We start from the raw sequence: 13,481 nt of genomic DNA on the forward strand, positions 1-13,481 counted from the left end.
AACCGCCTGGTTATGGGCTATGATTGTCTATTCTGTTTCCGCTCAGGAAGTAAAACAAGGGCTTGTTTTTGACGCCCAAACCAATGAACCGTTGCCCGGCGTGACCCTTGCCTGGGCTGATGGTAAATCGGGAACCGTTACCGATGCAAACGGTCATTTCTCAGTAACCAATAGTGCGGCAAAAGTCATTGTGTCAGCTGTCGGTTATCGTCGACAAGAGATTACATTGACACCGGGGCAACTGCTACGAATTGCACTGGAACCCGCTGCCGAAGACCTTCAGACGGTGGTTGTGACCGGAAATCGGGAAGCTGCCCTCCGTACCGAAACCCCCATTGCGATCTCCAAACTCTCGGCCAAACTGATCAACGAAACGAAGCCGACGAGCATCTATGAAGTGATCAATAAAACACCGGGAGTGCTCATGGTGAACCTCAACAATGAGCAACACATGATGGCTATTCGGCAGCCGATGACCACTAATGCGTATTTTCTTTACATGGAAGATGGTGTGCCAATTCGACCGATGGGTGTGTTTAATCACAATGCGCTGCTCGAAATGAATCAGTTTACGGTCAGCTCGATTGAGGTAGTCAAAGGCCCTGTGTCGTCGATTTATGGGCCTGAAGCCGTAGGGGGAGCGGTGAATTTCATTACGCAACGGCCAACGGCTGTGCCCACGGCGCGTGCGGGAATTCAGGTTGATCAATGGGGCTACCAGCGACTTCAGGTTGGGGCGGGAGCGAGACAGGGCAAGTTTGGAATTTACCTCGGAGGCTTCGTGTCGCGGCAACGGAATTCATGGTTAGCCAGCTCCGATTATGACAAATCGTCGTACTTCGCCCGACTCGAATACGCTTTTGCACCCAGAACTCGCCTGACGGGTACCTTGTCGTACAACGATTATAATTCGCAGACGAGTGGTAGCGTTGATAGTTCGGCATTTTTCGCCCGGCAGTACGTGAGCACCACCGATTTTACGTACCGAAAAACTTTCTCGTTACGCAGCCGCCTAACCCTGGAACATGATTGGAGGGATGGCTCCCAATCGTTCATCACGGCTTTTGTTCGAAACAACAGTGTGGGCCAGAATCCGGCTTATTCCATTCGGTGGACAACGGGTGCGGCAACCGCAACAGGGCAGATTAACAGTAACGATTTCAAAAGCTACGGCTTCATTGCGCAGCACACGCAACGGTTAAATTTCCTGAACAGCAAGCTCATTGTTGGTGCTACACTCGACCTCTCGCCCAACACCTATTATGCCTACCAGACTGATCTGTCGGCAGAGTTAAGAGCGGATAAGAAATCGGTTATCAAATACACGCAGTTGCAGGAACGTCCTGATATTCAGTTAGCCAACTACCAGGCCGATATTCATAATACCGCAGCTTACGTCCAGTATGACCTTGAGCCATTGCCTAAATTGCGCGTGTCGGCAGGGCTGCGTTACGACCGAATGGCTTTCAATTATACCAATGCGCTGGACAAGAGTTCGGGGAGTAAGGACTATAGCCAGATGACGCCTAAAATTGGTGCTACGTACGATTTGGGTAATGGTAAAGGCTTGTATGCCAACTACGCCAAAGGGTTTTCGCCCCCTGCGCTCACGGCGATTTTCCTGAAACGGACCACGCCCACGGCTTCCGGCGACCAGTTTTACTACAACCTCCAACCCGCCAAATTCGACAATATGGAAGTGGGTGGCTGGGCTTCGTTGCTGAACAACAAAGTGTATGTCGATGTGGCTCTTTACCAAATGAATGGCACGAACGAGTTGCTCAGCATTCGTCAGCTCGATAACTCCACCGATTACCAATCGGCGGGTCGGACACTGCACCGGGGCGTTGAGTTGGGGGTTACCTACCGGCCTTCAAAGCAGATATTCTTCCGATTTGGGGGCACGCACGCAGTGCACCAATTTGTTGAATTTACGCTTAGCCAGCGGACGTCCGATGCCATACAGAACGTAAACGGGAAGGATATGCCATCGGCCCCACGCACACTCTGGAACACCGAAGTTTCTTACTACCCCAGCTGGCTGAAGGGCTTCCGCACGTCGGTTGAGTGGCAGCATGTGGCGAGTTGGTACCAGAACCAGATCAATACGGTTAATTATAGTGGGTACGATTTCGCTAATGTTCGGGTTGGCTACCAATGGAAAGGCATTGAGCTATTCTCGAATATCCTGAACGTGACCAACGCGCTTTTCGCCACTAACGCCACACGGGGCAACAACGCCACCGATCGCACCACCTACACACCAGCCGCCCCACGCACCTTTGTGTTTGGTGTTCAGTATAGTATTTCAGGAAAATGAAACTATTTACCCCACCCCAACCCCTCCCCTGAAAACAGGAGAGGGGTTGGGGTGAGGTAGATTACGATAAAATAAATGACTGCCTATTTAAAACATCATGAAAAGCCTACTTATCACGCTCCTCCTTTTCAGTCTGATTGCTGAAAAACCAGCCAACGAAACCGCCGTTTCGAACCCGCAATTTGTTGGGGCCGTCCCGCGCCTGACAACCGATGCTTCGGGTAACCCGCTCCTTAGTTGGGTAGAAAAAGAAAGCGACAAAGGAAGTATTTTTTATTTCGCTGTTTCGAAAGATGGCGGGCAAACCTTTGGCGAGAAAATACGGGTGAAAGCACCCGCTACGCTGTCGGCTCATGCCGAAGGGATGCCGAAGATTGCCGAAAAATCCGATGGTACATTACTGGCGGTTTTTGAGGTGCCTAACCCTACACCGGCTTCACGTTTTGCCGGGGATTTGCTCTATACGATGTCTTCCGATAAAGGGCAAACCTGGACTGAACCAACGCCAGTTCATCAGGATGTCAGACCCGGAATGAGTCATTCGTTTGCCGACATTACGCGCCTGCCCAATGGCGAAATTGGTGTGGCCTGGCTCGATGAAAAATTGCCAAATCGGGAAGGACGCCCAGTTGTATTTGCACAGACAACGAAAGGTAAAGGCTTCGGTTCGGCGGTTCTGGTTGATGACAATGCCTGCCAATGCTGCCGGATGAATGTATTTGTCGATGCCAAAAAATCCATTCACCTGACCTATCGTGATTTGCTGCCTGCCGCGAAAGCGGGTGAAATCGCTTCCCGTGATATGAGTACGGCCATTTCGACGGATGGCGGTAAAACATTTAGTAAACCGCAGGTGCTGTTTGCCGATCACTGGCAAGTGAACGCCTGCCCACACGCGGGACCCGTTGTGGCACAAGTCGGCAATGATATCTTGACCACCTGGTTTTCGGGAAAGGAAGATGCTGCCGGATTACGACTGGCTCGTTTGGGTTCTGATAAGTTGGTATCCAGTGTGTTATCGAACCGAGCAAAACACCCTCAGATCGCGTCGGCTGGCGGACGGCTGGTGTGGGTTTGGGATGAATCGATTTCCAAAGATGGCTCCAACGAACTGGGTTCATTTGTGCAGCGGATCGGCATGCGAACCGTGGTGGATGGAGTCGTTAGCCCAACGACCTACCTAACTCCCGAATCGGTTGATGCCACCTATCCGGCCGTGCTTGGCACAAAAAATGGAACGCTGATTGCCTACGAGCAAACGAAAGATAAGCAGAACACAGTCATCGTCGTGCGGTTTTTGGAGGCCCAATAGGCCAATAAATTGACCAGTTCTCATGGCTTCCGATTGCGCAACTGGAAGCCATTGAGAACTCGGGATAGCGTAATTGGTTGAGGGGTAAAATTCAATTAGCGGATTAATTGTCGCTTTAGTACGCCACCAATAAAACTGCCGATGAAGGTGAGAATCATTGACCCGTAAAGGCCAAATGCCTCCAGGTCGCGTGCACCGCTGGTTTGAGGAGCTTTCGTGAAAAAAGTATACCCTACCCAAAGGGTTGCTGCCTGAATGATGGCCAGTGCCCAGCCTTTTCGGGGTTCCAGGTAACCGATAACTGTAGCGGCAATCGCTGCCAGCAGATAGGGTAGATGGATAACGGGAGCATTTTTGATAACTACCAGCAAAACCACACTGTTGATCAGAATTACCACGGTATGACTGAGGAGCTTTCGATCAAAAAAAACATCGGATTTCGGAGTGGTTGTTGCTGCACTCAGGCGTTCAGACTCCCGCAACGTAGCCGCCCGATTCAAATCCTGTTGGGCCTGTTCATCATTTTCCAGGTGTTGGCGGGCGGTTCCCCGTCCCTGAAAAGCATCGGCTTCTAATCCTTTCGAGAAAAATACGGCTTTGTCAAACTCCAGATAGGCCGCCGAATAATCCTGTTGATCGTACAAAATATGCCCCATTTCCAGATGTAAGTCGGCCACGGTATTGTCGTAACTTTCGCCTTTCTTTAAGGCGTCGATAGCTTCTGGAAGTTGGCCTAAAGCTCGATAACATTTGGCCTGATACAAGTGCGCAACACTGGAAGTAGGTTCTTTTTGCAGGTAGCGCTCAAAAAAATTCAGGGCATCGACAAACTGACCTGCTTTGTAAAACTGTATGCCCGCCTGTAATTTCTCAACGTCTTTCTCCGACTTGGTTCGTAAATCGGCATAATAACGCAGGTAGATAATATAGCCAATAATGGCCGCTGCAACAAGTAGTTCCATAAGCGTACAAAAGAAGCATTCAAGCCAGGCAATTCCCGGATGAGCTGCCTGTTTCCATTCCGTTTACGATTGGTTTCGGGTTGTTTGTTCAACGACAAAATACGTTATGTTTTAACCACATATCCTACCAATAACAGGCCTGACTTCTACGTTTATTCGGAACCTCGTGCAATAAAAATGATTTCTACAGGTTTACTTTACCCTTTATTTGGATGAACCGCTGTCTGCAGACACAACTATGCGAATTTTGATTGTTGAAGATGAATGGGAAGTTGCTTCGCTCATCAAGGCTGGTTTAGAAGAGTATGATTTTGAGGCCGATACAGCGGGCAATGCCATGGAAGCGCAAAAGCAACTGGCTGACAAAGAATACGATATTGTAATCCTGGACGTAAATCTGCCGGTTATTAACGGATTCGATCTGTGCCGCATGATTCGCAACCGCTTTGAAACGTTGCCTATTCTGATGCTGACAGCTTTTGGTAGCACTGATAGTAAAGTGAACGGATTCGAAGCCGGCGCTGACGACTATTTGGTAAAACCATTCGAGTTCCGCGAACTAGTTGTTCGATTGCGGGCTCTGAATCGGCGGAGTGGGGCGGCATCGCAGGAACCGCCCATCCTGAAAATTGCCGATCTTGAATTTAATCAACAAAGCAAAGCCGTAAAGCGAGGAAATCAGAAGCTGATGCTGACCGCTCGCGAATTGGCATTGCTTGAGTTTTTTATGAAGAACCAGAACAAAGCCCTTACTCGTAACGAAATTATGGAGCATGTCTGGGACCTTAATTTCGATACCGGAACCAATGTAGTAGACGTGTATGTCAATTACTTACGAAAGAAAATCGACAAGGATTTTCCCGTAAAACTGATCCATACCATCAGCGGCATCGGCTACATTATGCAGGCCAATGATGATTAAATGAATGGATAAAAAATAATGCAGAGTTGTACATTATTCATTCATAACTAGCTCTCATGAAAATACGCACTCGCCTTTTGCTTACGTTCGTAGGAATCGTAGCGGCTATTCTCCTCCTGTTTTCGGGAGTGGTGTATGCCACGGCGGAGTATTTTCGGCAACGTGATTTTTATAGTCGACTAAGCGATAAGGCTAAAAACGTGGCCCGGCTGTTGCTGGATGAAGAAGAAATTGACCTTCGTTTGTTTCGAATCATCGAGCGCAATAACATTACAGCACTTCCTGAAGAACAAATCAACGTTTACGATCACAACAACCACATTCTGTATTCAACCCGCGATAGCTCTATCGTAAAGCCCGAAGTCCTGAGCTTTATTCGGACGAAGAAAGAGATTTTCTTTCGGAAGAATCGCTCTGAGATTGTGGGTTTTACGTATCAGCATAAGAATCAGGAATATGTGCTGGTGGCTTCGGCCTATGACCAATACGGAAAAGAGGAAATCGGTCATTTGGGTACAATCATGATTGTAGGCCTGGTTTGCAGTCTGGCTTTGGTGGCTGCCGTAGGCTGGGCTTATGCCGGTCGAACGCTCAGACCAATTTCCGATGTTGTTCGACAGGTCGATCAGATTACGGCGTCGAATCTGGATCAGCGCGTCACGGCTGGTAGTGACCACGACGAACTGGCTCAACTGGCCCATACGTTCAATCTGATGCTCGACCGCGTGCAGGAAGCCTTTGAAGTTCAGCGAAATTTTGTGGCCAATGCGTCGCATGAATTACGCACGCCACTCACCATTATTACAGGGCAAATTGAGGTAACGCTACTCAAACGGCGTACCGTTGAAGAACACGAAGAAAAGTGGAGAGCGGCCTTGGGCGTGATCCAGCGCATGAACAAACTGACGAATAACTTGCTGGATTTGACGATGGTTAGCCTGGGCGCTACACCCTTGAAATTCAGCGAAGTGAGTGTTGATGAGATTATTTATCAGGCGGCCCAAATGCTCATGAATCGGCAAGCCGACTATACGGTTGCGTTCTCGTTCGAGGGCGAAACCGATCACGTTCCCTCCTCACTGACGCTGGAAGGGAACAAGTCATTATTGTACTCGGCTTTTTTCAACCTCATGGAAAACGGCTGTAAGTTTTCGGAGAAAAAACGCGTGGACGTTATTCTGGGTGCCAATGACCAATGGGTAACGATTACGTTTAAAGATGAAGGTGTTGGCATTTCAGAAACCGATATAAAAAGTATCTACGAACCCTTCTTCCGGGCCGAAAACGTCAAACGAATTCACGGGCATGGTGTCGGCCTACCGTTGACCTACCGGATTATTCAGCTTCACCGCGGACGAATCAATGTGTCTTCCCAAATTGGACAGGGTACCACGTTTACCATTCAATTGCCCAAGCATTTCTAATCGATCTCTAATCGACTTCTAACTACCCTCTCATCACCTTCTAAGAGGTCCTTAATTAACGCTGTAGTTGATTAAACGAACTTTGTTACCTGAGTCTTAGAAGCTGTTTGAATTAAGTCTTGGAAGTGAAAATGAAGTTTTTTGTCATAGTAAGCTCGCAAAAATCACATGAACTCTATGGGGATTTTGTGAGCTGCTATGGCAGAAAATCGTTTTTAAGGCTCCAGACAGACTAGGGCTTTGGCAAAATAGATTCTAACTGTTTCTATAGATTGTTTTGATGCTATCGTGTTGATAACCAGAATAAAGAGAATCTAAAGAATCCGCAGAATCGATAGAAACGAAAGGGTACAAATACTAGCCCAAATGGATTCGTAGAGTGGTGACCTAAACCATTTTGGATCATGGATAACAACGTTAATGGAAAAACGAACTTCAGAAAACCGGCTAGCTGGGTGGTTGTATGGGGATTGATCTGGTTGCTTGTTGCCTATAACCTCTATTTCGATAACCGCTTGAGGAACAGCAATTATCGCGCTCAATACGAGGCCGAAAGTCAACGCGCCGATTCGTTGTACAACGAGAAAGTCCGGTTGGAACAACGGCTGCGGCAAATCGAAAAGTCGAGCGTACGGAAACTATCAACCAGTCAGTCCCACGAAGGTGATAGGCCAGTGAGAGCCCAGGAATTATAAGATTAAAGTGCATTACCCCAAAGAGTACAACTATACAATGAACATGAACAAGAAGAAACCTATTTTTCAATCTATTGATCTCAGCAATTGGCAGGGCGACATCCGGGGAGGAGCGATTTCGTTCCTGGTGGCAGTGCCTTTGTGTTTGGGAATCGCACTGGCTTCGGGAGCACCGCTGTTTGCGGGTATCATCGCTGGTATTGTAGGCGGCCTGGTTGTCGGTATTTTTAGCCGGTCGGCTTTAAGTATTTCGGGACCGGAAGCTGGCCTTATTGTAGTGACACTCAGCGCGATTCAGGCATTAGGTTCGTTCCCTGCCTTTCTGCTGGCTATGTGTATCGCCGGTCTTATTCAGATCGGTCTCGGGTTTGCCCGAGCCGGTATTGTTAGCAACTTTTTTCCATCGTCAGTCATTAAGGGAATGCTGGCTGGTATTGGTATTATTTTGATTCTGAAGCAACTACCGCATTTGGTGGGTTACGATGCCGATGCCGCTGAAGGGCTTACACTTTTCCAGCCGGGCGGTTTCAATATCATTGAACAACTGCACATGGCGCTGGGGCAATTCCGGGGCGTGGCAATTTTGATTACGATCGTATCGTTAGCCGTATTTTATGTGTGGGAACAGCCTGCTTTCCGGCAGCGTGCTTTTGCTAAAAATGTACCGGCTGCGTTGGTCGTCGTAGTGCTGGGTATCTGCATCAATGAACTGGTTCGGGTAATTGCCCCAGAATGGGTGTTGAAGGGAAATCACGTTGTTCAATTGCCTGTTCCTGAAAGTACAGCGGCTTTTTTTCAGCTATTTACCTTGCCCGATTTTTCGCAGTGGACTAACCCGCTCGTCTATACATCGGCAGTCGCAATTGCATTGGTTGCGAGTCTGGAAGCCCTGTTGGCTATCGAAGCCTCGGACGAACTAGACCCGCTGAAGCGGAAAACACCGGCCAACCATGAGTTGAAAGCGCAGGGAATTGGTAATTTGATTAGTGGACTGATTGGTGGTATTCCACTTACCTCGGTTATTGTTCGGAGTTCGGTTAGTATCAACGCGGGCGCCCGAACCAAACTGGCGGCACTGATTCACGGAACGCTGTTGCTGGTTTGTGTGGTAACGTTACCGACTTTGTTAAACAAAATTCCCTGGGCTAGTCTGGCGTCAATTCTGTTAGTAACGGGTTATAAACTGGCTCGTATTGAGATTGTGAAGGCTGTTTTTGCGGAGGGTATCACCAAGTTCATTCCGTTTGTAGTTACCATTCTGGCAATCCTACTGACCGACCTGCTGACAGGTATTGGCATCGGAATGGCAACGGGTATTTTCTTTATCCTGCGCGACCATTATCAGAATACACACAGCGTGCGAATGGACTATGACAGGGATATCAAACGGATTCACGTAAGTCTGGGCGATCATGTGTCCTTCCTGAGCAAGGCCAAATTAGTGAAACTTCTGAAAAGTGTTCCTGATAATTCTATCGTTGAAATCAACGGAACGGAGTCGTCTTACATTGACAGCGACGTAGTTACCGCTATTCAGAACTTCGGGGTCGCGGCTCGTCAGCGGAATATCCGGCTTATCTTTTTGCCAAGCCGCGTAGCTGATTCACAGGTTGTTCGTACATCATCCCAAGAGCTCGTCAACAGTTTCCGCCCTACAGGAGCAGTTAGTGTTCCTGCATAACAGTGATGCTATCAGGCATTAAATGCCTGTAAAAACGAAGCGTTCCCTTTTATTGACGATTGTATAGAGTCAATAAAAGGGAACGCTTCGTTTTTATAACATGGCCTTTCGTAAAGGTTTCCAGACTTTAAAGTATTTCGTCAAAAACTGATTCTGTTCCTTTACATTTTGGTCAAGTTCAACCAGTAATTTATTGATTTCGTCAACCTTTTTTATTACGTCCTTATTTTCCAGAGGAATTTCGGCTACAATTCGTTTAGTGGCTGCTAATTGACTTTCGATATCAATTAACATTTTCTTAATATCTTCATCTGATTTTAAGGGAGTGAAACGGGCAATTCTATAGTTTGTAAAATTCTTGATCAACTTTACGGTTTCATTATAGGCATCAACACCCCGACTGTAGTAAGTACTTAAAATTTCATACTTTATGTTGTGAAGATATATTTCTGTCATAGAGTTTACATTGCCATTTTTCTGGATTCTCTTTTCTGCAGCTTCCAGGCGTTTTAAGTGTGGTTGCTGATCGTATATTTTCAGACTGTCATTGATGGAAAAAGGAGAGCTTATATTCGCTGATTTATTAAGATTATTATAGAATTCTTGATTTGTAATTGGATGCTCTAAAAACTCCCATAGAGGATCAAAAGGCATGTGTGAGTAGATGAATTCATCGGGTGGAACCATGAAGTAAACATCATTGGGCGCTTGGGTAAATGTTCGTTCTGATACATAGCCGGCTCCCCATGTAGAATCGAACAAGTACCATTGATCATGAATACGAACAGCATTCCACGCGTGGCCAAAATCACCTATTACTTTACCTTTTTTTACATAGCCTTCAACAGTATATGATTTTAACCCCACGTTAGTACAAAGCTCATTAAATAATAATGCATAATCGACGCAGACTCCCTTCCTTTTACGTAAAATTTGATCTGTAGATAAGTCAGACGTCTCACCAAAGTGGAACGAAAATAATTGGTTAACATCGTAGGCAATATTCTTGGATACCCACATGTAAATCGCTCTTACTTTTGCCTCATCCGAGGGAAAGCTTTGGAAGCGATTGCTCAATTGCTGAATAGATACTTGTGTGGTATCTGTAGTTATTTGTTTGTCTATTTCTTCATATTTATTTATAACTACGGGTGCTGCTGGTTCTTGCATTACTGATACGCTTTTTTTAGGTGCTTTTGTTGCTTTATTCTGCGCGTATAAGGGTAATGAAATAAGTAGTATAAGTAGTAATTTCATGTTAAATGAGTTTCTATGATGGTGGGATTTCTAACGTTACAATAGGTTTGACTACTAATCAGATTAGATTAAATAACAGAAAAACAAGTCGTCGTTAGTCATGTCGATATAAACTAGTGCTTTACCAAAGTAGATTTTCGGGTTCGCCCGTGCGGTTGATTCTGTCGGATTCTATTGATAATCAACACCTAAACGATCAATTAGAATCGAAAGGATCTCTAGAATCTAAATTGGACAAGTACTAGAATTTATGGTCAATGCATACCTTTGATTACAATGAAGAGCTCCTATATAGGCGTGGTTTGTTACCAATATTAACTTTTATGGTCTGTAATGAACGCGTATGTAGGCGATTTTTGTAAAACAAAAATAATAATTACTGTTTTACAAAAGCGAACACATTGATTGACTTTTCTTGTACAAAAAGTACCAGTATATCTTTATAACTTCACCTGCACTGTTACATAAACGCTTCGGCCGTCGGATGGCAAAATGCCTGGTCCGGGATAACCCGTTGCTCGTCGGGTAAAGTAGGCGGTATTGGCCAAATTGTTGAGACTGCCTTCCAGCCGAAAACGACTGAACTGATATGACAAGCTGGCGTCCAGAATGGTATAGGCTGGAATCAGCCCAAGAACTGCCGAAACACCTCCTTCCGTCGCGTTGGTTGCATCTGAAAACTGGTTGGACAGGTGCGTATACTGAAACGCCCCTTTCAAGTTTTTATAACCCAGCCGTATCCCACTTTTCAGGTTCAGGTCAGGTACAAACTCCACCTGATTACCCACCACACCAGAAATTTCGCTGGCTTTGTAGGTCGAGTGAATCAGGGCGACATTCGCAAAGATTACTCCACTGACATTCGGGTTTGCTGGATTCGCTAGTCGCAGGAAATCACCTTCAGCGTAGGATTCGATCCCCATAATCACGGCTTGCCCAATATTACCCCGACGGCGGAGAACCCGGTCGTTGGCATCGTAAAACTGCACCTCACCAATGCGGTTATTGTAGTTCAGGTAAAACGCACTCACATCGAAATTGTAAAGCGTGGTCTGCGTGCTGCGAATACCCAGATCAAGCGAGTAGCCTTTTTCATCCTGCATATTGGGGTCAATTACCGACGATGGATTGGCAATACGCATATCGGTGAACGTGATAGACCGGTAGTTCTGCGAAAGGTTTCCGTAGATATCTAGTTGGGAAACTGGCTTATAGCTGATGCCGATGCCGCCCAGCACAAACTGTCGCCCGTTGGTTCTGAATTCGTTCGTACTGACCGAATTGATGATGTTCCCTGCTAAATCGCGGGTGATGGTGCCATAAAAACCATCGGCAGTCGTTTTGATATATTCGAAGCGAACACCGGGCGTAATGGACAGTTTCTCGCCGATGTAGAAGATATTTTCGGCAAAGGCTGAGACATTGCGGTTGGGAAATCGGTAATCGTACGAAATGGCGTTGGCGTCACTGATGAAGTTGAAATCGGCGTCTTTACCAGTGCTGCCTAACCCCTGCACACTATGATTAAAGCCGTGATAGTAGCGTCCGCCTACTAACAAAACTGCCTGTTGCTTGCTCAGCGTATAGCGCTTTAAATACCGGGCTTCGGTACCCCAGTTCTGGAAATCACCCTTAATCAAATCCCGCTCACTGTTATCGTCGATGCTGGCCACCCGATTGGGGCGAAAGCCGAGCGAATTCCGATACGCATACAAGCCGAATACCCGTAAGTTAAACTCATTGTTGGTATTGAATTTATGATCGAAATGGAGCGCGGGCATGGTCCAGTTGACCTTGAACCAGTTACGCTCCCGATTACTTTGTCGGGGATTTTCGCGGAACATATCGTCGGTAAGCCCACCCGGCTGCTGTGCCAGATAGCTCATTTGCGTAACATCGACGCCCAGTGTGGTTTTCTCCGAAAAACGGTAATCAATATCGGCAAAGGCCGTGTAATTGGTAAAATGCGAATTGGGTCGCCAGCCGTCGCCTTTTTTATACTGGAAGAAGGTATAATAACTCAGCTTGCCCACCGTACCGCTGGCACTAGTGAATGCATTATAAAACCCAAAAGAGCCAATTGTTTGCCGGGCTGTCAGTTCAAACTTTCGGTCGACGACGGGCTTCTTCATAACGAAATTGAGTAACCCACCAAACTGAGTCCCGTACTGGAGCGAAGCCGCCCCCCGCACAATCTGAATACGGCCTACGGCTTCGGTAGGAGGGGTGTAATAACTTTCGGGGTAGCCCAGGGCATCGGCGCTGATGTCATAACCGTTCTGGCGCACGTTGAAATTGGAGCTTCGATTTGGGTCGAGCCCGCGCCCGCCAATGCTGAGCTGTAGACCTGCGCCTTCGTTTTCCCAGATATTGAGTCCTGCCACACGAGCGTAAATCTGACGGGCGTTGTTAGTCGAGAGGTTGGCTACCAGTTGGTCGGGGATAATCACTTCCGACTTTTTTCCCTCATAAATACCCATGCTTTCCACGCCCCGCATGCGGGTAAAACCGAAATCGGACTGCTTGTCGGTAACGGTCACTTCGGCCAGTGTTTCTTGTCGGCTCGTCAGTTGAATGTGCACGGATAAATCGTGTTCGGCCAGCGTAAACGTCTGTTTAGTGGCTTTAAAATCGGGGGCGCTGGTATACAATACATATTGACCCTTGGGCAAATTGACGAACACAAACTTGCCCAAACTGTCGGTCAATGCTTGACGCTTTCCGTTGTTCAGATAAATGGTAACGCCTTTTATAGCTGTACTATCATGCCGGGCCTGCACCATTCCTGATAGCTGGTACTGGGCGAAGGCGGAAGTAGAAAAAAGACTAAAAAGAAATAAAACCGAAATCTTCAGGCCGTGTTGTCGGGTTCTTAAACCTGACATTGTCAGGTTTAAGAACCCGACAA

9 protein-coding genes are annotated in these 13,481 nt (G+C 47.0%); 6 read left to right on the forward strand and 3 right to left on the reverse strand.

Features of this window, described 5'->3' with window-relative positions; all coding sequences use genetic code 11:
* Positions 1 to 19: 19 nt before the first annotated feature.
* Positions 20 to 2,320: a TonB-dependent receptor gene (locus ACYVGR_RS15490; RefSeq protein WP_460958429.1), complete on the forward strand. Its 2,301-nt coding sequence runs from the start codon at positions 20 to 22 to the stop codon at positions 2,318 to 2,320.
* A gap of 97 nt (positions 2,321 to 2,417) precedes the next feature.
* A complete protein-coding gene (locus tag ACYVGR_RS15495) occupies positions 2,418 to 3,632 on the forward strand; it encodes an exo-alpha-sialidase (protein ID WP_460958193.1) in 1,215 nt (404 codons plus the stop codon).
* Between the two features lie 95 nt (positions 3,633 to 3,727).
* Here ACYVGR_RS15495 and ACYVGR_RS15500 read toward each other — a convergent pair whose 3' ends face one another.
* On the reverse strand, positions 3,728 to 4,594 hold the full coding sequence (locus tag ACYVGR_RS15500; protein ID WP_460958195.1) for a tetratricopeptide repeat protein: 867 nt from the start codon (positions 4,592 to 4,594) through the stop codon (positions 3,728 to 3,730).
* A 238-nt stretch (positions 4,595 to 4,832) separates the two neighbouring features.
* Between ACYVGR_RS15500 and ACYVGR_RS15505 the strand changes: the two genes are divergently transcribed.
* From ACYVGR_RS15505 to ACYVGR_RS15520, 4 genes are all read left to right on the forward strand, one after another.
* Entirely contained in the window at positions 4,833 to 5,516 is a 684-nt protein-coding gene (locus ACYVGR_RS15505) for a response regulator transcription factor (RefSeq protein ID WP_460958197.1), read from the forward strand.
* A gap of 56 nt (positions 5,517 to 5,572) precedes the next feature.
* Entirely contained in the window at positions 5,573 to 6,940 is a 1,368-nt protein-coding gene (locus tag ACYVGR_RS15510; RefSeq protein ID WP_460958199.1) for a HAMP domain-containing sensor histidine kinase, read from the forward strand.
* Between the two features lie 404 nt (positions 6,941 to 7,344).
* Positions 7,345 to 7,635: a hypothetical protein gene (locus ACYVGR_RS15515; RefSeq protein ID WP_460958201.1), complete on the forward strand. Its 291-nt coding sequence runs from the start codon at positions 7,345 to 7,347 to the stop codon at positions 7,633 to 7,635.
* Between the two features lie 43 nt (positions 7,636 to 7,678).
* A complete protein-coding gene (locus tag ACYVGR_RS15520; RefSeq protein ID WP_460958203.1) occupies positions 7,679 to 9,316 on the forward strand; it encodes a SulP family inorganic anion transporter in 1,638 nt (545 codons plus the stop codon).
* A 93-nt stretch (positions 9,317 to 9,409) separates the two neighbouring features.
* On the opposite strand, the gene ACYVGR_RS15525 is transcribed toward ACYVGR_RS15520, so the two are convergent.
* Together ACYVGR_RS15525 and ACYVGR_RS15530 are read right to left on the reverse strand one after the other, a co-directional pair.
* Positions 9,410 to 10,573: a transglutaminase domain-containing protein gene (locus ACYVGR_RS15525; protein WP_460958205.1), complete on the reverse strand. Its 1,164-nt coding sequence runs from the start codon at positions 10,571 to 10,573 to the stop codon at positions 9,410 to 9,412.
* A 440-nt stretch (positions 10,574 to 11,013) separates the two neighbouring features.
* Positions 11,014 to 13,458 (reverse strand): TonB-dependent receptor domain-containing protein, encoded by a 2,445-nt coding sequence (locus tag ACYVGR_RS15530; protein WP_460958207.1) that lies wholly within the window; start codon positions 13,456 to 13,458, stop codon positions 11,014 to 11,016.
* Positions 13,459 to 13,481 lie beyond the last annotated feature (23 nt).

The organism is Spirosoma litoris (genome assembly GCF_054776755.1).